Source organism: Azospirillum sp. P4_B5, from assembly GCF_056402275.1.
This window is the reverse complement of sequence record NZ_JBFUHT010000008.1, coordinates 112,292-131,349: the sequence shown is the minus strand read 5'-3', so window position 1 is coordinate 131,349 and position 19,058 is coordinate 112,292. Positions and strand designations below refer to the sequence as shown.

Annotated in this window: 20 protein-coding genes; 4 read left to right on the top strand and 16 right to left on the bottom strand. The window is 68.6% G+C overall.

Annotated features, from left to right (window positions below; translation table 11 throughout):
- Positions 1-5: 5 nt before the first annotated feature.
- From AC1DVI_RS08360 to AC1DVI_RS08315, 10 genes are all read right to left on the bottom strand, one after another.
- Positions 6-953, bottom strand: a complete 948-nt coding sequence (locus AC1DVI_RS08360; protein ID WP_476957554.1) for a FecR family protein — start codon at positions 951-953, stop codon at positions 6-8.
- Positions 953-1,459, bottom strand: coding sequence for a sigma-70 family RNA polymerase sigma factor (locus AC1DVI_RS08355; RefSeq protein ID WP_476957553.1), 507 nt, complete (start codon positions 1,457-1,459; stop codon positions 953-955). The genes AC1DVI_RS08360 and AC1DVI_RS08355 overlap by 1 nt, the downstream gene beginning before the upstream one ends.
- 200 nt (positions 1,460-1,659) lie before the next feature.
- Complete coding sequence (locus AC1DVI_RS08350; RefSeq protein WP_476957552.1) at positions 1,660-2,607, bottom strand: glycoside hydrolase family 18 protein; 948 nt, start codon at positions 2,605-2,607, stop codon at positions 1,660-1,662.
- A 41-nt stretch (positions 2,608-2,648) separates the two neighbouring features.
- A complete protein-coding gene (locus AC1DVI_RS08345) occupies positions 2,649-4,196 on the bottom strand; it encodes an exopolysaccharide biosynthesis polyprenyl glycosylphosphotransferase (protein ID WP_476957551.1) in 1,548 nt (515 codons plus the stop codon).
- A 9-nt stretch (positions 4,197-4,205) separates the two neighbouring features.
- Positions 4,206-5,054 (bottom strand): class I SAM-dependent methyltransferase, encoded by an 849-nt coding sequence (locus tag AC1DVI_RS08340; RefSeq protein ID WP_476957550.1) that lies wholly within the window; start codon positions 5,052-5,054, stop codon positions 4,206-4,208.
- A 179-nt stretch (positions 5,055-5,233) separates the two neighbouring features.
- A complete protein-coding gene (locus tag AC1DVI_RS08335) occupies positions 5,234-6,121 on the bottom strand; it encodes an FkbM family methyltransferase (RefSeq protein ID WP_476957549.1) in 888 nt (295 codons plus the stop codon).
- Complete coding sequence (locus AC1DVI_RS08330) at positions 6,118-7,452, bottom strand: hypothetical protein (RefSeq protein ID WP_476957548.1); 1,335 nt, start codon at positions 7,450-7,452, stop codon at positions 6,118-6,120. Before AC1DVI_RS08330 ends, AC1DVI_RS08335 begins: the two co-directional genes overlap by 4 nt.
- Entirely contained in the window at positions 7,449-8,261 is an 813-nt protein-coding gene (locus AC1DVI_RS08325) for a WecB/TagA/CpsF family glycosyltransferase (RefSeq protein WP_476957547.1), read from the bottom strand. The genes AC1DVI_RS08330 and AC1DVI_RS08325 overlap by 4 nt, the downstream gene beginning before the upstream one ends.
- Positions 8,258-8,899 carry a polysaccharide biosynthesis/export family protein gene (locus AC1DVI_RS08320; protein WP_476957546.1) on the bottom strand — a complete coding sequence of 214 codons (642 nt, stop codon included), beginning with the start codon at positions 8,897-8,899 and terminating at the stop codon, positions 8,258-8,260. Before AC1DVI_RS08320 ends, AC1DVI_RS08325 begins: the two co-directional genes overlap by 4 nt.
- A 119-nt stretch (positions 8,900-9,018) precedes the next feature.
- A complete protein-coding gene (locus tag AC1DVI_RS08315; protein WP_476957545.1) occupies positions 9,019-11,007 on the bottom strand; it encodes a GumC family protein in 1,989 nt (662 codons plus the stop codon).
- Positions 11,008-11,447: 440 nt separating this feature from the next.
- Here AC1DVI_RS08315 and AC1DVI_RS08310 point away from each other — a divergent pair, with 440 nt between their 5' ends.
- Positions 11,448-12,278: an FkbM family methyltransferase gene (locus AC1DVI_RS08310; RefSeq protein ID WP_476957544.1), complete on the top strand. Its 831-nt coding sequence runs from the start codon at positions 11,448-11,450 to the stop codon at positions 12,276-12,278.
- A gap of 19 nt (positions 12,279-12,297) precedes the next feature.
- On the opposite strand, the gene AC1DVI_RS08305 is transcribed toward AC1DVI_RS08310, so the two are convergent.
- Positions 12,298-12,678, bottom strand: a complete 381-nt coding sequence (locus tag AC1DVI_RS08305) for a hypothetical protein (protein WP_476957543.1) — start codon at positions 12,676-12,678, stop codon at positions 12,298-12,300.
- 98 nt (positions 12,679-12,776) lie between these two features.
- Here AC1DVI_RS08305 and AC1DVI_RS08300 point away from each other — a divergent pair, with 98 nt between their 5' ends.
- The 3 genes from AC1DVI_RS08300 to AC1DVI_RS08290 all read left to right on the top strand — a co-directional run bounded on the left by AC1DVI_RS08300 (position 12,777) and on the right by AC1DVI_RS08290 (position 14,813).
- Positions 12,777-14,096 (top strand): oligosaccharide flippase family protein, encoded by a 1,320-nt coding sequence (locus AC1DVI_RS08300; protein ID WP_476957542.1) that lies wholly within the window; start codon positions 12,777-12,779, stop codon positions 14,094-14,096.
- Positions 14,097-14,157: 61 nt separating this feature from the next.
- A complete protein-coding gene (locus AC1DVI_RS08295) occupies positions 14,158-14,427 on the top strand; it encodes a type II toxin-antitoxin system Phd/YefM family antitoxin (RefSeq protein WP_476957541.1) in 270 nt (89 codons plus the stop codon).
- A complete protein-coding gene (locus AC1DVI_RS08290) occupies positions 14,427-14,813 on the top strand; it encodes a type II toxin-antitoxin system VapC family toxin (protein ID WP_476957540.1) in 387 nt (128 codons plus the stop codon). Before AC1DVI_RS08295 ends, AC1DVI_RS08290 begins: the two co-directional genes overlap by 1 nt.
- 308 nt (positions 14,814-15,121) lie before the next feature.
- Here AC1DVI_RS08290 and AC1DVI_RS08285 read toward each other — a convergent pair whose 3' ends face one another.
- The 5 genes from AC1DVI_RS08285 to AC1DVI_RS08265 form a co-directional block, all read right to left on the bottom strand.
- Positions 15,122-16,030: a TauD/TfdA dioxygenase family protein gene (locus AC1DVI_RS08285; protein ID WP_476957539.1), complete on the bottom strand. Its 909-nt coding sequence runs from the start codon at positions 16,028-16,030 to the stop codon at positions 15,122-15,124.
- A 34-nt stretch (positions 16,031-16,064) separates the two neighbouring features.
- A complete protein-coding gene (locus tag AC1DVI_RS08280; protein WP_476957538.1) occupies positions 16,065-16,763 on the bottom strand; it encodes a ThuA domain-containing protein in 699 nt (232 codons plus the stop codon).
- Positions 16,760-17,548, bottom strand: a complete 789-nt coding sequence (locus AC1DVI_RS08275; RefSeq protein WP_476957537.1) for an SDR family NAD(P)-dependent oxidoreductase — start codon at positions 17,546-17,548, stop codon at positions 16,760-16,762. The genes AC1DVI_RS08280 and AC1DVI_RS08275 overlap by 4 nt, the downstream gene beginning before the upstream one ends.
- Positions 17,549-17,636: 88 nt before the next feature.
- Positions 17,637-18,425: an SDR family oxidoreductase gene (locus AC1DVI_RS08270; RefSeq protein ID WP_476957536.1), complete on the bottom strand. Its 789-nt coding sequence runs from the start codon at positions 18,423-18,425 to the stop codon at positions 17,637-17,639.
- A 38-nt stretch (positions 18,426-18,463) separates the two neighbouring features.
- Positions 18,464-19,024 carry a hypothetical protein gene (locus AC1DVI_RS08265; protein WP_476957535.1) on the bottom strand — a complete coding sequence of 187 codons (561 nt, stop codon included), beginning with the start codon at positions 19,022-19,024 and terminating at the stop codon, positions 18,464-18,466.
- Positions 19,025-19,058: the final 34 nt, after the last annotated feature.

The window sequence follows — 19,058 nt, the reverse complement described above, 5'->3', positions numbered from 1 at the left end:
ATCGGCTAGACGGAACGGATGATGACCAGGCCGGGAACGGGGCGCAGCGTGCGCAAGGGGAGCGTGCGGAGAATGGCGTTCAGGGCTGCGTCCGGCCGGCTGATGTCAACGCTGCCGTCGAAGCGCAATCCGGCGAGCGGCCGGTCCCACAGCACGATCCGGGCGGGGTGGTAGCGGTTGAGGTCCGCAATCACCGCGTCGAGCGGCTGCCCCTGGAAGACCAGCCGGCCGTGCCGCCACGCGTTTTCCACCGCCACGCCCTGGCTCAGCAGAGGACTGGGGCCGTCGGGGCCGTAGGACCGGCTTTGCCCGGCGTTGACGGAAAGGGGAGGCTCCATCCCGGTGGTCAGGCTGGCCGATCCGGTCTCCACCGCCACCACGACGGAGTCCAGGCAGCGATGCACCACGAAACTGGCGTTGGCGGTGGCGACGCGCCCGTTGGCGCAGGTCACGACGAAGGGGCGTTGCGGGTCGGGGGCGGTGACGAAATGCGCCCGCCCCTCGGTCAAACGGACGCGCCGTTCTTTGGCGGAGAACTCGACCGAGAGCGCGCTGTCAGCGTCCAGGGTGAGGACCGAGCCATCGTCCAGTGCCACCGTCCGCCGCTCACCGATTCCGGTCTTCAGATCGCCGGGCCAGCCGGTCAGGACGACCGCTCCGCCCAGCGCCGCGGCGCAGACCGCCGCCCCACCAGCGGCGCCGAACGCCAGGAAACGGCGCCGCGTCGGCGCGGCACGGCGATTCCCGCGGGGGTCGGCCACCCGGTCCAGATCACTCCACAGCCCGGCCAGCCGGTCGTATTCACGGCGGTGGGCCGGGTCCCGCGCCAGCCATGCGTGAAAGGCCCGGCGGTCCGCCGCGTCGGCGTCGCCGGATTCCAGACGCACGAACCACGCCAGGGCCGCGTCCCGAGGGTTGTCCGGTAAGTCCGGTCGGTCACGCTCGCGCTCCATCAGAGCGCCAGCCGGTCGCGGCAATGGGCCAGGGCCTTCATGACATGCTTCTCCACCATGCTGCGCGAGATGCCGAGGCGCGCGGCGATGTCGGCATGGCTCAGCCCGTCGAATTTGTGAAGCAGAAACACCTCGCGGCAGCGCGGCGGCAGTTCGTCCAGCGCCCGGCTCAGCCGCTCCAGCCGCTGCTTGTGCTCCAGCGTCGCCTCGGCGTCCGGCTCGTCGAGCGGACGGTCGAGCCCCATTTCCGCCGGGGCGAAGCGCCGCCCCCGGCGGGTCTCCGCACGCATGCGGTCGAGCGCGATGTTGTCGGCCATGCGGTAGAGATAGGAGCGCGGGTTGTCGATCTCCGGCAGGGCGGTCAGGCTGCGCAGGCGCAGATAGGTGTCCTGCACGACGTCCTCGGCGAGGCACAGCGACCCCAGGCGCCGGGCCAGATGGCCGGTCATCTCTTCATAATGGTCGAGCAGCAGACCCAGCAGGGAAGACCGGTCTCTTTCAGCCATGACGTGGACGACACCCGTTCCCAAAACCTCGCAGCCCACTCCTAAGCACGAATGCGAATCATTCGCAATCGATAGATCGGCCTGGGAAAATATCTTTGACGAAGGCAGGTGAGGGGATAGGGCACGGCGATCGTCTGAAAGTCAGGAGGCGTCACGCCTGTGCGAAAGCATGCGGCATCGGTCTTTTCCGCTTGGGACTTTCAACGAAGCGCCTCGGCGCAGCCGTCGAGGCCCAACCCGCGGCACAGCGCCTGGGACAGCAGGCGGCCGTCCGGATTGTCCGGACCGACCGCGCCGGGCGGACGCCCCAGCAGCGGGTAGAGCATCATGCCGCCCTGCGGGTCCTGCGCGACGTCCCGTGCGAGCCGCTCCGCCAGAGGCACCGTGTAGGTCGGCCCGCCGAGCTGGCTCGGCGGCACCTGGACGCCGAGGGCGAGCGGCCCCTTCCAGACCTGCCGATAAGCCTGATAGGCCTGCCAGGGATCGAAGGTGGGGCCGCCCTCATAGGCCATGATGGACACGAGGTCGATCGCCGCCGCCTGCGGGGAGCGCAGCAGGTTGAGCATCGACCCGGTGTGGGGGCCACGCGGCGGAGCGTCCCGGAATGCACCCTCGCCATAGGCCCCGATGCTCCAGCCCGGTACGGTCAGCAGCAGGGGGCGCGGGAAGGCGCTGCGGAAGCGCGCCACCAGATCCTGCCACGCCGCGTCGGACAGGCAGCGCACCCGCCCCGGCGGCCGGACAGAGCAGCCGGGCATCTCCGGCTCGTAATCCAGATCGACCCCGTCGACGCCCAGATCCCCAACCAGCCGCACCAGGGCGCCGAGGTTCAGCGCGTCCCAATTCGCGTAATTGGCCCCGCCGACGGCGAGCAGCACGCGGGTGCCCGGCTGGCGCTGCTTCAGAAGCGCGATGGCGTCCCTCAGCACCGTGCCGGAAAAGCCGTACTGCAGGCCGGTCCCCTTGAGGTCGAAGCGGTCGAGATAGACGGCGTCCGGCCGGGCGAAGGACAGGGCGACCACGTTCATGTAGCCGGGGAGAGCCGCCAGCGTCGTCGCGGCCGGTCCGGTGGCCGGGCGCTCGTACCAGCTGTCGTGGTAGACGAGCAGGGGGCGCGTCGGCAGCCCCTCCGCGCTCGCGCCGGTCATGCCGCCGCCGGCGAGAAGCGCGGCGGCGAGGGCCAGAGCGCCTAGAACACGTCGCGCCCGAACAGGCCGGTGGTCACGGTGCTGATGATGATCTTCGCATCGAGCCATAGCGACCAGTTCTCGATGTAGTGAATGTCCATGTCAACCCCGACGCGCGCCTTCTCGACCGTGTGGATGCCGCCGCGCATGCCGTTGATCTGGGCCCAGCCGGTGATCCCCGGCTTGACGCGGCTGCGCGCCGCGTATTCGCGCGCCACCTCGGCGTAGCGTTGGTTGCCGACCCGCATATTCGGAACATGGGCGCGCGGGCCGACCACCGACATCTCGCCGGTCAGCACGTTGAAGAGCTGGGGCAGCTCGTCGATGCTCGTCCGGCGGAGGAAGCGGCCGACGCGGGTGATCCGCGGGTTGTCGCGGCTGGTGCCGATGGCGCCGTCGTCGCTGTCGTCCACTTTCATCGTGCGGAACTTCAGCATCGTGAAGGGGCGGTTGTTGAAGCCCACACGGGTCTGCCGGAAGATGATCGGCCCCGGCGAGTCCAGGCGGACCGCGATGGCCGCGGCCAGCATGAAGGGCGAGGCGACGAGCAGCCCGAGGCCCGCGACGACGACGTCCTCGATCCGCTTCACGATGATCTGCATGCCGCGCAGCGGCTGCCGCATCACCAGCAAAGCCGGGATGTCGCCGATGTGCCGAAGGTTGGCGAGCCGCAGCCGGATGCTCTCCTCGTCCAGCGGAATCAGGATGTCGAGGGAGATCATCTGAAGCTGCATGCGCAGGCTGTGGATGCGCATCGCCGCCCGCCAGGGCAGCGCGATGACGACCATGTCCACACGGTTGTCCGGCAGGAAGCGCTTGAAGTCCGTCAGGTCGCCGGACACCGGCAAGCCTGCCAGGGACGCCGGCCGGCGATCGCTGTCGCGGTCGTCGAACAAGCCGAGGATGCTGTAGTTCGCCCGGTGCTCCGGCTGGTCCAGATGCGCGATCATCCGCCCCGCCACGTCGGTGGCGCCCAGGATGACGACCCGGCGGCGCAGCACCCCGCGCTCCTCCAGAAGGCGCACACCCCGCGCCGCCAGGATGCGCCCCGCCCCCAGACAGGCGAGCGCCGTTCCGCCCCACAGGGCGAGCATGTCCGACGGGCCGACCTCCGGCAGGAAGGCCCAGACGAGCAGGGACAGGACGGTCCCGGCCGGCAGCAGGCCGCCGACCACGTCGAGCAACGACTTGCCCCAGTGCCGGTAATTCTCGACACGGTAGGCGCCGATGGTGGTCATGGCGCGCAGATAGACGCCGAGCGTGACGGCCGTGAAGATCACCGCCTGGATGAGCAGACGGCCGTCGTCGAAGGACACGCCGTCCGTCCGGGCGGACCAGACGGCCCAGGCGGCAAGTCCGGCGAGGGCCAGCAGGACCCCGTCGGCCCCCTTCACCAGCCGGTTGACGAGCCCATGCGTCCAGTGCAGCCAGCCATCCCGCGCCCCGGCGAAATCGCCGGGAGCCGGAACGGCGCTCTGCGGCAACGCGGCAGGGTCCGGAACGGCGCTTCGCTCCTCGGCCGGAAAACAGACCTGCACGTCGTCGCGCATGGCGGTCTCTTACCCCTGCACGAAGCGGCGGATGATCGGCTTCAACGCCTGCCCCAGCGGATGGGAGCGAAGCCGGCGGGTCAGGCCGGTCTGCCGGATGAACTGCATCGGCGTCCGCGGCGTGCGGAACACGGTGACGGGCTGGCCGAACAGTTCGGTGTCCCGGACGAAATGGCGCGACGGCACCGCGCCGACCAACATGGCGCGGTAGCGTTCGGCCCAGTCCGGGCGGGCCAGAAGCAGCTTGTTGTCGCCGATGGCGAAGGGGCCGAGGGCTCCCGGCCGGTCGGCCATGAAGCGGCACATGCCCTCGGACACGGCGGGGAATTCAGGGTTGAAGTAGTCGTCGAGGACGATCACCCCGCCGTCGCCCAGGCTGTCGTCGGCGATACCCAGATCATGGCGCGTGACGTCGGCGGTGTGGCCGCCATCGATGCTGAACAGGCGGACCGCGGGACCCAGCCGCTCGGCGAGGCCGCTCCAGGACAGAGCCAGGGAGTTGTCCTTGACGACCTCGACCGACGCCGGTTCGATCCCGAAGCGGACGAGGTTGCCGCGGAAGGCCGTCTCGTCGCCTTGCCCCGACTGGTCGACGTTGAATTGCTGGTCGTCGAACAGATCGACGGCGAAGGCCCGCTCATCCGCTTTGCGCACGAGCGCCAGCAGGATGAACAGCCGTCCGTGATGGACGCCGATTTCGCCGACGCTCCCCGTCACGCCCTCGGCGCTCTGCCACACACCGACGGTGGCGATCAGGCTGGCGTCCAGGCGCGACAGCCAGCCGTCCACACGGCGATGGCCGTGCTGGACATAGCGGTGCAGTGGCGACGGAAATGCTATTGAAGGTTGAGGTGACATGGCGACCTCTTACTAACACACTATTTAAAATGGCTTAAGACAGCATTGGCGACGCCGACGCGATAAATTTCGACAAAGAGTCACAACCGGATTTTCCGATTTTGTCGCATTTTGGAGAAACTCGGAAAGCCTGTGTTCAACGACCTCTTTGCGCGAACCATGCGTCGCCCCGGCCATGCTCATGATGGGGAATTCCCGCCATGCATGGCGACCACGTTGCAGAAGTCGGCGGGCACCGTGGTGATCGACACCAGATGGCCCTGTTCGAGCCGCCAGAAGCGATAACCCATCGCCTCCAGCCGGTCCCAACAGCCGTCGGTGCGTTCGCCGCGGCGGTGCAGGATGGCGCTGTTCACTTCGAACAGAATGGTCGGGTGCCAGCGCTCCAGGCTGCGCCGCGCGCCTTCGACCACCATGGGCTCAGCCCCTTCGACGTCCATTTTGATGCAGTCGATGCGCGGCAGGTTCAACTCCTCGACGAGGCTGTCGAGCGTCACCGTCGCCACCTCCTCGCCCTCCTTGGTCGCGCTGTCGCCCAGCAGGGAGAAGGCCTGGAGGTCACCGCCCGCCGAGACGTGATGCAGCACCGCCGTGCCGTTCCGGTCGGACAGCGCCTTGCGGACCAGACGCACCGTGGCGAAGCGGTTCAGGGCGACGTTGGCCGCCAGCCGGTCGGCCGCGACGGTGCCGGGCTCCACCGCGACGACGATGCCGTCCGGCCCGGCGAGCCGGGCCGCCTTCAGCGTGTAGAGCCCGATGTTGGCGCCGGCGTCGATGAAGACGGCGCCGGGGGCCACGAACTGGTCGAGTTCCCGCAGCTCCGGCTCCGACCAATCCCGCAGCACGAAGGAGGTGACGGAGGTGTAGCGCAGATCCGGCGGCACGCGCAGCTGCTCGCCGCCGGAGGTCAGGCGGAAGCGCGGGCTGCGCTTCAGGGCGACGCAGCCGAGCCAGAGGGCGGCACGGGCCAGGACCGGCACCGGCTCGGCGCGGAAACCCGGATGGGCCAGCAGGCGGCGCAGGCGGCGGAAGAAGGCCGGGGATGCGGAGGAGGTGGCGGCGATCATGGCCTTCCCATGCTGATGACGGGGCGTTTCGGGGGGCTGAGTGGGCGCTGGGCGCCGGCCTGCCGGCGGGCGTTGCGCCAGTAGAGGGCGAGCGCCATCACGCTGGCGACCTCGCCGGGCGTGAAGACGACGGAGTAGATGGTGGAGGTCGCCAGGGCGAACAGGACGTAATCACCCAGCGCCAGCGTCATGGGGTCGTCACGGTCGGCGGAGCGGCGGGCGGTGCGCAGAGCGGCGACGTAGAAGGCCGCGATCAGCACCGCGCCGATGACGCCGTATTCGAAAACGACGCCGATCCAGCCGATGTCGGCGAGATAGAACTGATCGCTGCCCAGGATGTCCGCCAGGGTCACGCTGCTGAAGCGGGTGATGGCGCCCACCCCCAGCAGCCAGCGCAAGGGCGTCACCTCCAGGAAGTCGAGCGCCAGAACGATGGAGTTCTGGCGGATCGACAGGGAGGCGCCGAGCATCTGCTCGGCCCGGTTGGCGAGGTCCACGCTGTAGACGGCGGCCAGGACGATGGTCGCCAGCAGGGCCGCGCTGACCGCCAGGATGCGCCACCAGCCGCGCGCCGAGGTGATCATGGCGAAGCCGACCACCAGGACCACGCCGCCCAGAACCGTGCGCTGCTTGTAGATCAGGACCATCAGCAGCAGCCCGGCCAGAAGCAGCGGGATGGTCCACCATTCCCGGTAGGCGCAGAACCGCCGGGACAGGTAGAAGAGGAACAGCACGCCGAAGAACATCGGCATGAAGATGCGGTAGCCGCGCTCGAAGTCGTACATCAGCAGCTTGCTCTTCAGCGGATCGGTGGCGTAGGCCTCCGGCGGAACGACCAGCCACAGGGCAAGCATGACGACGAAGGTGCCGACGCCGAGCGCGATCAGCGCGCCGCGCACCTGCGGCAGCGTCGGGCGCAGCAGGGTCAGCAGTGCGGCGAGCGAGAAACAATAGGCGAAGGGCCAGACCTTGACCGTGGTCGCCATCGCGTCGGTCAGCCCGTTGCCGAGCTGGACCATGGACACCGCCGGGGTGATCGCCACGAGGTAGGCGAGCAGGGCGATGCACAGCGACTTGAACGGCAGCTCGATCTGCGCCATCGCGTAGACGGCGAGCGGGATGGTCAGGACCGGCCAGCTTTTCGACAGGGCGTAGAGCGGTGGAACATCGACCAGATAATGGAAGCTTTGCCCGAACAGGGGCAGCACCGCCAGCAGGATCATCACCGTCAGGGGGCGGGGCAGGGAGCGGGGCAGGGCGCGGCGCGGCGCCGCCGCCCGGACGGGCGACAGGATGCGTCCGCGCTGCCGGGCTCCCAGCTCGACGATCATGGGCGCGCCGCCGGCTTCGGCCGTGTCCGGTCCCGCTGTTCCGACCACCAGGCGGACAGGGCGATGCCGAGCAGCGGCAGGGACTCCACGAAGACCCGCCGGGCGTGACCGCGCGGATTCTGGGCCAGCCGGTACAGCCATTCCAGGGCGAGGCGGCGGAACAGCGGCGGGGCGCGCTCCACCAGTCCCGTGACGAACAGCAGCGAGCTGCCGACGCACAGCCCGACGCCAGTTGCCTGTCCGGTGTTCCGGATGGCCAGCGACAAGCATTCCGACTGCGGCGCGCCGACCGCCAGGAAGACGAAGCGGGCCGGGTGGTCCAGCACGAAGCGGACACAGCGCTCGACCTCCCGCGGGTCGGCGGAGAAGCCCATCGGCGGCTCGTGCCGGGCCAGCCGGGTCAGCCCGAAGCGGCTGCGCAGGCGGCGCTCCAGCTCGTCGTTGCCGCCGATGACCGTGACGGAATCGTCCGGCGTGATGACGTGCGCGAACAGGTGGGCGGTGAGGTCGCTGCCGCTGGCGCTGGGCAAGGGCTTGCGGAACAGCCGGTGGGACAGATGCCGCATGATCTGGCTGTCGCACAGCCGCAGCCACGCGCCGTCGTAGGCGGCGCGGAAACGGGCGTCGCTCCCTCGGTGGAGCCGCACCACGTGCTGCGCGTTCGGCGTCACGACATAGGCGAAGGGGGCTTCCGGCGCCCGCGCGGCGATGGCCTGGGCCGCGCCGGCCACGTCGAGGCGGGTGATGGCGACCCCGAAGACGGTGTCCGTGGTATGCTCCCGCCCCGGTTCGGTCTGGAGCTTCGTCATGGGAAGTTCACGGCGCCGCCGGTCTGGCGCCCGATCGTGTAGCTGAACACACGCTCGAACGGCACGACGCGGTTGATGAACTGCTCGACCCACAGGCCGGTCTCGGCGATGGAGCTGCGCGGCACGAACAGGATGTCGCCGGCGGCCAGCGGCACGTCACCGACCGCCGTCCCGGTCTCCAGGAACCGGCGGGTGTCGATGGTGCGCAGCATCGGCTTGTTCTCGGGGTTGCGGCGGATCAGCACCACCTCCTCGTACCGCGCCTCACGGTCGAAGCCGCCCGCCAGCGTGATCGCCTCCATCACGCCGATCCGGCCGTTCAGCAGGTAGGGGCCGGGGCGGGCGACGGCGCCGCCGATATAGGCGCGGTTCGACGGGGTTTCCTTCAGCCCGATGCTGACCTGCGGCGCGCGCATCCAGCGCCGCGCGCGCGTCTCGACCACGGAGGCCAGCTCGCCCGGCGTCAGCCCGGCGGCGTCGACCTGACCGGCCATGCGCAGCCCGGCGGAGCCGTCGGGGCCGATCATCACCTCCTCGTCCATGTCGGGGACGAGCATGAACTTGACCTGGAAACGGTCCCCCGGACCCAGCCGGTAGGCTGGCGTGGAATCCTCCCACCGGGCGAAGCCCTCGGGCATGGCCTCTCTGGGACTTACAGATTGGCCGGTGCACGCGCCGAGCGCCAGCAACGCCGCCAACAGGAAGCCCCGCATCGCGGCCGCCCCTCTCACAGCCATCGGCATCACAGCCATCGGCATCACAGCCATCGGTAGATCACCTGGGGAATGTGGAAGTGACGGCCGGTCAGCACCAACCCGACGATGTCGCCGCCGGACGCGAGGATGGAGTCGCGCATCCGGGCCGCGACCGGCGCACGGGTGTGCTCGGCACGGGCGACCAGGATGTTCGCGTCCACCATCGGCGACAGCCGCCGGGCAAGATGGCTGTTCCCGATCGGTGGGGACAGAATCAAAATGATGTCAAAGCGTTGGTTCAGCCGCTCCAGAATCTGGCGCGATTGGGCGATGGGGGTGCGCAGGCTGCCCAGCGCCGATCCCGTCGCCTGCCGCGACACCCAGAGCAGCGGCACGGCGGAGGGCAGCGTTTCGAAGTCGCCGCTCCCCTGCGGGTCGATGGTCGGCAGCCGCTCGCCGGTTCCGGCGTCCGCGTCGCCGTCCGTCTTGTCGTCCACCCCGGCGTTGATCGCCGCCAGCTGGCCCGTGCCGTCGCCGCAGAGGTCGATGAGCAGCGTCCGCAGGCCCCGCCCCTTGGCGAATTCCAGCGCGAGCCCGCGCGCCACGACGGCGTCGCCGTCGCCGTCGTTGGCGGTCACGAACTGGATCAGGGCCATCGGCCGGTCGTCGGCGCCATGGTCGCGCAACTGTGCGGCCAGATGGATCAGCTCCTGCTGGGCGCCGGGGGAGACCAGCTCGCCATCGGTGTCGGAGAAGCTGGCGATGGCCGGAACGCCCAGGTCGCGTTCGATCTCGTGCGGCAGGATGTAGACCTGGCGCAGCCATGTCGCCAGCACGCCGGCCGCTCCGCCGAGCAGGATGCCGCCGACCAGCCCGGCGATGATGAAGCTCGGCGCCATGCTCGTTCCGGTCGCCGGCGCCACCGCCGGCTGCACGACGCGGACATTGGAGAACCGCACCTTGGCGGCCTCTTCCTCGGCGCGGGCGGCCTCGGTGCGCTGGGCGTAGTCGCGGTAGATGTCCTCCATCACGCTGCGCGTGCGCTCCAGGTCGCGCAGCTCGCTTTCTGCCTTGCGCAGGCGGCCGACCTTCTCCACCGCCACCGTGTGCTGGCGGTTCAGCTCGTCGAGCTGCCGGGCCACGGCGTCCTGCTCGATCTCCAGCGTCAGCAGATGGTTGCTCAGGAAGGGGATGGTCGGGTTGCGGACCTCGCGCGTGGTGCTGAACACCGGCTTGTCGCCGCCCTTCATCGACTGGCGGACCGTCCTGATCTTCCGCTCCAACTCCTGGAGCGGCGGGTAGTCCGGCAGGAACTGGGAGGCCAGCCGGTCGCGGTCCAGCTCCAGGCGGAGCAGCACGTTGCGGTCGTCGTCGTTCTGGTTCTGGTTGCTCTGTTCCTTGAAATCGAACACCCGTTCCGGCAGGGCGGCGAGCCGCTTCTTGGCGGCGGCGACCTCCGCCTGGAGGGCGGCCTGACGCTCCTGGGTCTGCCGGCGGCGCTGCACGATGCTGTCCACCTGATTGGCGGCCAGCAGGCTTTCCTGCACGAGGTCGACGATGTCGTACTCGGATTTCAGCGCCTGGATCTGTCCCTCGATGCTCTTCAATTGGTCGGAATGGCGCGCCAGTTCGGAGGCGAGGAAGGGCGAGCGCGGAATGTCGAAGATCGCGCGGCGGCGCTTCAGGTAGGCATCGGCCAGGGCGTTGACGGTGTCCGCGGCGAGGTCCGGGTCCTCGTGGCTGAAGCTGAGACGCACGATGTTGGAGGAGGACTGCTGCTCCACCTGAAGGCGGCGCTTGAACTTGTCGATGGCCTTTTCGAGCTGGTCCTGCGGGCTGTCGGCGGGTAGGAGCCCGAAGAGGCGAGGGTGCGCGATTTCCGGGAACAGGGTGACGGGGTCCAGCGCGCTCAGCGTGTCCTCGATCACCCGGCGGCTTTCCAGAATGCGGATCTCGCTGTCCACCGACTTCAGCCCGTCGATCGACAGGACGGAGGGCAGGGTGCCGGCCACGTCGCTGATCCCCGCATGCGAGCGGTCGATCATCATCATGACTAGGCTTTCCGCGGCGTAGCGCGTGCGCGCAGAGGTGGCGGCTGCCAGGCCGGCGATGATCGAAAGAAGAGCGACAATCAGGATGATGCGCTTGTGATAAAAAGCGAGTATCAGAAGATCGCGCGGCGTAAATGCCGACACGCCGCTGGAAAAAAGTACCCCATGCGATTGCTGAGCCGGCGAGCCTTCCAGCTGGTCAGCCGATTGGCTCTGCCTGCGATTTTCCAGATGTTGGGACAGCATCTTTTATGGGTACCGTAGCGTGTGGGTCGAGCACTTTATTTGCATGGCTTACCACGTCCGGTGTAGAGCTGTCATGGGGTGGTTGGGGTTTTGAAGCATTTTGTCTCAATTTTTAGCTATTTGCTTTTTGCCGAAGTCCCCCACTTTTGGTTGGGTGCCAGGATGCCGGCCCCAGCCCCACCGAGCCACGCGCCATGAACCACCGACTGTCTTCATTGAAAGCCGCGATCGAACTCCGTCACCCGCGGATGTTCCGCCGACTGACCTGGCTTCGCGACCGGCTCGCGCCCTACTATGCCGAGCCGGAGCTGCGCCTTCTTCCCGTCCTGTGCGTTCCGGGGGAGGCCGCCTACGATATCGGCGCCAACAGCGGCATCTACACCTTCTGGCTCTGTCGTGCGGCGACCAGCGTGACCGCTTTCGAACCCAACCCGAAACTCGCGGCGTTGCTGGAGAACAAGTTCGCGCCGCTGATCGCGTCAGGCCGGCTGCGGGTGGAGGGGTGTGCGCTGAGCGACGGCGACGGCTCCATCGTGCTCCATGTGCCGCGCTCGTCCGCCTTGGCTTCGGTCGAGAGGGGGGCGGTGGGCGCCCATGGCGAAGAGGTGGAGGCGGTGACCGTCCCGCGCCGGACGCTGGACCGCTACGACGATCAACCGGTCGGATTTTTGAAGATCGACGTGGAGGGGCATGAAACCGCGGTGGTCGGCGGCGGTCTCCGTCTGATCGACCGTGACCGTCCCAATCTGCTGATCGAGGCGGAGGAGCGGCACAATCCCGGAGCCTTGGCGGCGCTGCAGGCTCTGCTGACCCCGCTGGGATATCGCGGCTATTTCGTCCTGGCGGGACGCTTGTCTACGCTGGACAGCTTCGATCCGGCCCGCCACCAGTCCCGCTCCGCCTTGAACGCAGCAGGCACGCACCGCGTCAAGGGGCAGGTCTACATCAACAACTTCATCTTCGTGGCGCGTGACGGCGTGGCCGACCGGCTGCGCGCGGCCCTGGGGCAGTCGAGCAGGACCTGACGGCCTCGCATCGACGGCCTCAGCGGCGGCAGTCGACCTCGGGCCAGGGCCGCTTCTGGTAGAAAGGGCGCAAGGTCAGGATCTTCGCCACCCTCCAGATGCGGCTTTGCCGCTCGGGGCACAAATTGTTCACCGCCGAGGTCGGGTTGCCGTGCCACCAATCGGGAATGTTGACCTCAACCTCGTAGGTGTTCAAGTGCAGCTCGGGTTCGCGAATCCACCAGCCATAGGGAAGACGGTCGAAATGGGCACGGATTTCCTGGCGGATGTCGACGGCGCGCCATTCCTCGGTGTCTTGCGCGGCGGCCGGGCGGTCCTGCCCGAGCAGGGCTGCGGCAAGGCACAGAGCCAGCGCCGCCCGAACGCTCCGGTGGCATCGCCCTTTCGTCACATTGGTCATCAACCGACGGCTCTCCTTGCGCGGCCCTACACGGCCGTTCCCCACGTGTCCGCGAACATCTTCCGCTTCCGCAACAACCCCTTATCCCACAGAGCGTGATGCGTCTCCAGACATGGCGTGCCCTCGGGCGTTATGGCATCGGCCTCGGGTTGCGCGGGGTGGAGGTCGTCGGCAAGCTTGGCCTCTATATCATAGCGGCGGGCGCGCTGGGCGCCCATGACGCCGGCCTGTTCTTCCTGTGCCTGACCTGGATCGGCCTGGCATCAACCATGGCGCGGCTTGGGCTCGAACGGGCGATCACGCGGCACATCGCCGCCGAACTGGCCATCGGCCAGGGGCGGGCGGCCGGGCGCGACCTGCGGACCGGACTGGTTGGCACGGGACTCGCCGCAGCCTTGGCCGCGGTGGCGACCTATGCCCTGGCCGGGCCGGCGTCGCACCTGCTGTTCGGGGCGCCGGATCTCGAAACGCCGCTGCGCCTGTCGGCCCTGGCCCTGGTGCCGCAGACGTTGACCATCACCATCGGATCCGCTCTGGCGGGGCTGAAGCGGGGCGTTGCGGCGCAGTTCGTGCAGAACGCGCTGTGGCCGGTGCTGATGCTTGCCGCTCTTCTGGCGGGGGTTTCCAGCCTCGATTCTCTGATCCTGGCTTTGGCGGGCGCTCTGACACTCAGCGTCGCGGTCGGACTGGTCCTTCTCGCGAGCAACCGCTGCCGGTTCACCGACCATTCCGCGTCTGCCGATGCGGCCTCTGCGGACGGGCGGACGGAGGCTTTGCCGTCGCTGTGGCACACGGCGCTTCCCCTGTTCGTCGTCGAGCTGGTGCAGGTGTCCCTGGCGTCACTGCCGGTGCTCGCGTTGGGCGTGTTCGTCGACGCGGCCTCGGTCGGGGCGTTCAGCGTGGCGAACCGCATCTCCATGCTGATCTGGGTCGTCATCATCAGCATCGGGACCTTTGCCGCCCCCAACTACGCCGAACTGCATCGCCGTGGCGAGACGTCCCGCCTGCTGGCGATGAACCGTGGCATCATGCTGACCGTCGCGGCTCTGGGCCTGCCCATGGTGTCGGTCATGATGGTCGTGCCGGAACCGTTGCTCGATCTGGTCGGGCAGGGGTTCGGCAGCGCGGCGACGGCGCTGCGCATTCTCGCCGTGGGCCAGATGATCAACTGCCTTCTGGCCTGCCAGGACATTCTGCTGGCCATGACGGGACACGGACGCACGCTGCGCCGGCTGAATCTTCTGCAGTTGGCGGTGTGCGTCCTTCTCGGCGCCGTCCTGATCCCGGTCTTCGGCATGACCGGAGCGGCGGTGGTGACGGCCCTGACGGTTGCCCAGGGAGCGATCGGAACGACGCTGGTGCGCATCCTGCTTTTCAGGAATCCCAAGACCTCCACCCCGCTTGCCGGTCGCCTTTAACCAACTTGACCAAACCCACGGCCCAGCCCACATTGGTCAAGCTGGTCAAGGGAAGGATGCCATGGGCCATATCAGCTTGTATGACGCGAAAACACACCTTTCGGGCTTGGTTGACCGGGCGGCGGCCGGGGAGGAGTTCGTCATCGCCAAGAACGGCGTTCCTATGGCCAAGCTGGTTCCGCTGCCCAAGGTGACGGAGCCTCGCAAGCCGGCCCGGGCGCTGGGCGTCACCCGGATCGCACCGGACTTCGACGATCCCGACGCGCAGATCGAGGCGCTGTTTGCCGGTGGCGATCCGGACGAAGGGCCGGATAAGGGGGCAGGCCGCTGATGGACCTGCTGCTCGATACCCATGTATTCCTTTGGTGGGACGCCGGCGCCGATCCGATCAGTCCGGCGGTGCGAGCCGCAATTGCCGCCCCGGAGAATCGCGTCCATGTGAGCGCGGCCTCCGTGTGGGAGATCGCGATCAAGAGCAGCAAGGGGAAGCTGGCTTTCACCGGATCTCCGAGCGCGGCCGTTGCCTTGAACAACTTCCTCCCGCTCGCCATCGACCCGGTTCATGCGGAGCGGGCCGGAGGTTTGGAGTGGTCGCACCCGGACCCGTTCGACCGCATGCTGGTGGCACAGGCCCAAGCCCAGAACCTGACCTTGGTTCACGCCGATAGCGCGATCGCCGCTTACAAAGGCGTTGCGCAGATGTGGGCCCGTCCTTAGCCCAGCAATGGGGCCTGACAGCGCCATCCCAGCCGTCACATTTGCTCAATATTTTCCATAATTCATCTTATGGGATATTTGTGCCATGCAAGGTAGGTTCTATCCTGAAGTACAACTCTTGTATCAGTACAAGAGCTTACCGGCTTCAGGGGTCGGCCCGCTCCTTCCGTTGAAGCGGGAAAAGACGAACCAGTGCCTATGCCGGCCAGCCCGTTCTCGGCACCGTTCCGATTCCCCCCAGCGACGCCGATGCCGAGCTTGCGGCGGGGCTTCGGCGGTCGCTTCAACGACCGCCGAAGCCGCACCCGTCAGACCGGCACGGTGCCCTTCACCACCACACGCATCAGGACGCGGCGGTGCTTGCCCATCTCGTAGTTGGCCGTGGCACGGTGCAACAGGCAGCGGTTGTCCCAGAAGACCAGATCGCCGTGCTGCCACCGGTGGGTGTAGACGAAACGGTCCTGCGTCGCGTGCTCCAGCAGCTCTTCCAGCAAGGCGCGCCCCTCCTCCTCCGGCAGGCCCTCGATGTGGGAGCTGTACATGCCGATATAGAGGCTCTTGCGGCCGGTCTCGGGATGGGTGCGGACCAGCGGATGAGCGATGGGCGGAGCGGCGGCGATGTCGTCTTCGGTCGGCGGGGCGCTGCCGGTGTAGCGGCGCATGAACTCCAGGCTCTGCACCGACTTCAGACCGTCGATCCGCCGGCGCATGGCGTCCGGCAGGGCATCATAGGCGGCGGTCATGTCGGCGAACTGCGTGTCGCCGCCGTTCGGCGGCAGTTCCACCGCCTGGAGCATCGTCAGCAGCGACGGCTCCCGCAGGAAGGACTTGTCGGTATGCCAGAAATAGTTGGAGCTGATGAAGGGCTTGGCCACCGGGTTACCGGCGGCGTCCAGGTTGGTGATGGTGTGCACCGCATCCCACTTCGACCCGTCGGCCAGCCGGATCATGTGCCCCTCGATCGGGCCGAACAGTTCGGCGAACCGGTACATGCGCTCCTTGTCCAGCGACTGGTTGCGGATCACCAGCAGATGATGGTCGCGGAACGCCGTCCGCACCGCGTCGACCGTCGCATCGTCGAGCGGCCGGGACAGGTCGAGCCTGTCGGCCTCCGCCCCGATGATGCCGTCGAGCGGCCTGAACAGCGGGGCTGGGTGGGCTGAAGCGTCGGTGGAAGCGGCGGCCGGAGCGGCGGCTTGCGCATGGAGGCTGGTCATGGGGACGGTTCCTCTTTGCAGGTCGGATGGATTTTCAGAGCGGACGGCGGCAGGCCCAAAGGGCGGCGCGCGTCAGGATTTGGCGGTGCACCGGGTGTTCCAGGGACGCCCGGTCGTGGCCCAGCGTGTCGGCAACCACCCGGCCCCGGCCGGCGTCGCGCGCCCACACGGCGGGCCAGGCGCTTCCCCCCTCCGATGCCACGGTCGCCAGGGGCTCGACATCGCCGGCCAGATCGAAGCCGCCATAGGCCTCGTCGGTCACGGTGAAGGGCGGCAGGCCGGCGGTGAGGGGATGGTTTCCGGTCGTGAAGACCAAGGTGACCGGACCGCGCGGCGGATGGGCGGAGCGGCCCCATACCCAGGCGCCGCCCAGCAGATCCTTCCATCCCGGCCAGTCATCGAAGCAGATCAGGGCGGTGTGCAGGCCCAGCAGTCCGCCCCCGCCGGTGACGAAGCGCGACAACCGCTCCCGCCCGGCCTGCGACAGCGAGAAGGCCCAGCGCCCGCGGTGCGGGGCGTATTTCTCGCTGCCCAGCATCCGCCAGCGCAGGGCGTAGACGGTGAGCAGGTCGAAACCGCCCTCTTCCAGCGCCTCGAGCCCGCCTTCGACGTCGTCGGTGACGGTCGAGACGACTCCCGCTTCGGCCAGAATCGTCTCCAGCGCCGGAGCGGCATCGGCGAAGGGATGGCCAATGCCGCCGGTCAGGATCAGGTTGCGGATCGCCCTGTTCATCGATCGCCCGCCAGGGGCTTGACCGCCGGTGCACGGCGGGGCAAGTGCATCTTCAGACTGAAGGATACGCCGCCGTCGACCATCAGATGCTGGCCATGGATGTAGCGTGCCCGATCCGACACCAGGAACAGCACCGCGTCGGCGATGTCGTCGGCGGTGCCGAGCGACCGGGCGGGCACGGCGCCGCCGCGCACCGCGCGCACCTCCGCATCGGCATAGATCGGCGCCGACATACCGGCGTCGATGAAGCCGGGGGCGACGGCGTTGACCCGCACGCCGCGCGGCGCCAGCGCGAGCGCCAGATGCTCGGTCAGCAGCGCGACCGCCGCCTTGGTGGCCGGATAGGCCCCGGCGTCGGGGCTGGGGGCGACGGCGTTCAGTGAGGTGATGTTGACGATCGCCCCCGACCCGCGTTCCGCCATCCGCCGCGCCACGGCGCGGGTGACGATGAAGGTGCCGGTCAGGTTCACGTCCACCACGCGGCGGAAGTCGGCGACGCTGTGGTCGAGTATGTCGCCGAAGCGGACGATTCCGGCATTGTTGACCAGAATGTCGGGTCCGTCGCCGAAGGCCTCCGTCATCGCGGCCACCACCGCATCGACCTGCGCCTCGTCGGTCACGTCGGCGGTGAAGGCCAACGCGCCGGGAATGCGCGCCGCCTCGGCTTCGAGCCCGGCGGCGTCGAGGTCGAGCAGTGCCACGCGATAGCCCTCGCCGGCCAGACGGCGCGCGATGGCCGCGCCCAGCCCGCCGCCGGCTCCGGTCACCAGAGCGGTTTTGGTCATGTGATCCTCCCGGATAAGCGGGTGTTGGACATGGATGGAGCCGGCGTCACGGCATGCTCTGAACTCTTCACAGCGCGCTCTGCACTCATCACAGCGCGCTCTGCACGATGCCGCCGTCCACCGGGATGGCGGTGCCGGTCAGGTAGCTGGCGCGCTCGGAGGCCAGGAAGACGATCAGGTCGGCGACCTCCTCCGGACGGGCGAAGCGGCCGAGCGGGATGCCGGCGGCGATGCCGTCCGCCGTCTCGTCCGCGCTTCGGCCCTGGGCGGCGGCGCGGGCGCCGACCACCTGGGTCATGCGGTCGGTCGCCGTCCAGCCGGGGCAGACGGTGTTGACCAGGATGTTCTCCGGCGCCAGCTGCGTCGCCATCGTCTTGGCCCAGCCCAGAGCCCCCAGCCGCAGGCTGTTGGACAGCATCAGCTCCCCGATCGGCTGCTTGACGGAATAGGAGCTGATGTTGACGACCCGTCCCCAGCGCTGCCGGCGCATATGGGGAAGCACGGCGCGGGTGGCGTTGACCGCCGACATCAGCGTAAGGCGGAAGGCATCCTCCCAATCGGCGTCGCTCAGCCCGTCGAAGGAGCCGGGCTTCGGACCGGCGGCATTGTTGACCAGGATGTGGATGGTGCCGAAGGCGTCGGCGACCTCCCCGGCCAGCCGCTCCACCGCATCCGCATCGCCGACGTCGGCACGGACCGCCAGCACCGGGCCGCCGGCCGCCTCCAGGAGCGCCCGAGCCTCCTTCAGCCGTCCGGGGTCGCGCCCGCAGATGGCGACGGCGCAGCCTTCGCGCGCGAAACCCAGCGCCGCCGCCCGTCCGATGCCCTGACTGCCGCCAAGCACCAGCGCGACCTTGCCCTTCAGTCCCAAATCCATCGGTGTGTTCTTCCCTTTTTGGACGCGACGGCGGGCACTCAGCCGTGTGGGCGCCTGCTGACGACGGTCCCCGCCTCGGGCTGGAAATAGCAGCGCTCGGGCTTGTAGGTGCCGCTCGCCACGGTGATGCCCCAGCTTCCCGCCTGCAGCGCCATGAAGCCGTGGATGTCGGCGGGCGGGGCGATCACGACGCTGTCGCCCGGCTCCAGCACACGGTCCTCGACCACCGTCAGGTCGGCCTTGCCGGGAACCGAGCCGTCGTCGCGCCGCTCGTACACGGTGTGCTTCACCCGCCCCCGGTAGATGGCCATGCTTTCCCAATTGCCGTGGTCGTGGACGGCGATGGGCTGGCCGTCGGGCAGCTCGAACAGCAGGATCGACAGGTCGCCGTCATAGTAGAGGTACTGGGAGTTCGCGACATGGTTGCCGATGCGCGGCACGCCGGCCGTGCACAGGTCGGGGCGGGCGGCAAGCGCGGCCAGCGGTTCGCGCAGTGCCGCCGTCAGCTGGGCGGTGTCGTGTCCGTGCGTCTCGATCGCCCGGATCACCGCCTGGGCGCAGGCGCGGATGGCGGTGCCGGTCTCGGGGCTGGCGGCCATGGTGTCTCCTCCTGTAAGCCGTCGTGCTGTAAGC

Excerpts from the sequence above, each read along its gene's own strand:
- AC1DVI_RS08360 (WP_476957554.1), bottom strand. The coding sequence starts at position 953 with ATGGAGCGCGAGCGTGACCGACCGGACTTACCGGACAACCCTCGGGAC.
- AC1DVI_RS08355 (WP_476957553.1), bottom strand. The coding sequence starts at position 1,459 with ATGGCTGAAAGAGACCGGTCTTCCCTGCTGGGTCTGCTGCTCGACCAT.
- AC1DVI_RS08350 (WP_476957552.1), bottom strand. The coding sequence starts at position 2,607 with ATGACCGGCGCGAGCGCGGAGGGGCTGCCGACGCGCCCCCTGCTCGTC.
- AC1DVI_RS08345 (WP_476957551.1), bottom strand. The coding sequence starts at position 4,196 with ATGCGCGACGACGTGCAGGTCTGTTTTCCGGCCGAGGAGCGAAGCGCC.
- AC1DVI_RS08340 (WP_476957550.1), bottom strand. The coding sequence starts at position 5,054 with ATGTCACCTCAACCTTCAATAGCATTTCCGTCGCCACTGCACCGCTAT.
- AC1DVI_RS08335 (WP_476957549.1), bottom strand. The coding sequence starts at position 6,121 with ATGATCGCCGCCACCTCCTCCGCATCCCCGGCCTTCTTCCGCCGCCTG.
- AC1DVI_RS08330 (WP_476957548.1), bottom strand. The coding sequence starts at position 7,452 with ATGATCGTCGAGCTGGGAGCCCGGCAGCGCGGACGCATCCTGTCGCCC.
- AC1DVI_RS08325 (WP_476957547.1), bottom strand. The coding sequence starts at position 8,261 with ATGACGAAGCTCCAGACCGAACCGGGGCGGGAGCATACCACGGACACC.
- AC1DVI_RS08320 (WP_476957546.1), bottom strand. The coding sequence starts at position 8,899 with ATGCCCGAGGGCTTCGCCCGGTGGGAGGATTCCACGCCAGCCTACCGG.
- AC1DVI_RS08315 (WP_476957545.1), bottom strand. The coding sequence starts at position 11,007 with ATGATGATGATCGACCGCTCGCATGCGGGGATCAGCGACGTGGCCGGC.
- AC1DVI_RS08310 (WP_476957544.1), top strand. The coding sequence starts at position 11,448 with ATGAACCACCGACTGTCTTCATTGAAAGCCGCGATCGAACTCCGTCAC.
- AC1DVI_RS08305 (WP_476957543.1), bottom strand. The coding sequence starts at position 12,678 with ATGACCAATGTGACGAAAGGGCGATGCCACCGGAGCGTTCGGGCGGCG.
- AC1DVI_RS08300 (WP_476957542.1), top strand. The coding sequence starts at position 12,777 with ATGCGTCTCCAGACATGGCGTGCCCTCGGGCGTTATGGCATCGGCCTC.
- AC1DVI_RS08295 (WP_476957541.1), top strand. The coding sequence starts at position 14,158 with ATGGGCCATATCAGCTTGTATGACGCGAAAACACACCTTTCGGGCTTG.
- AC1DVI_RS08290 (WP_476957540.1), top strand. The coding sequence starts at position 14,427 with ATGGACCTGCTGCTCGATACCCATGTATTCCTTTGGTGGGACGCCGGC.
- AC1DVI_RS08285 (WP_476957539.1), bottom strand. The coding sequence starts at position 16,030 with ATGACCAGCCTCCATGCGCAAGCCGCCGCTCCGGCCGCCGCTTCCACC.
- AC1DVI_RS08280 (WP_476957538.1), bottom strand. The coding sequence starts at position 16,763 with ATGAACAGGGCGATCCGCAACCTGATCCTGACCGGCGGCATTGGCCAT.
- AC1DVI_RS08275 (WP_476957537.1), bottom strand. The coding sequence starts at position 17,548 with ATGACCAAAACCGCTCTGGTGACCGGAGCCGGCGGCGGGCTGGGCGCG.
- AC1DVI_RS08270 (WP_476957536.1), bottom strand. The coding sequence starts at position 18,425 with ATGGATTTGGGACTGAAGGGCAAGGTCGCGCTGGTGCTTGGCGGCAGT.
- AC1DVI_RS08265 (WP_476957535.1), bottom strand. The coding sequence starts at position 19,024 with ATGGCCGCCAGCCCCGAGACCGGCACCGCCATCCGCGCCTGCGCCCAG.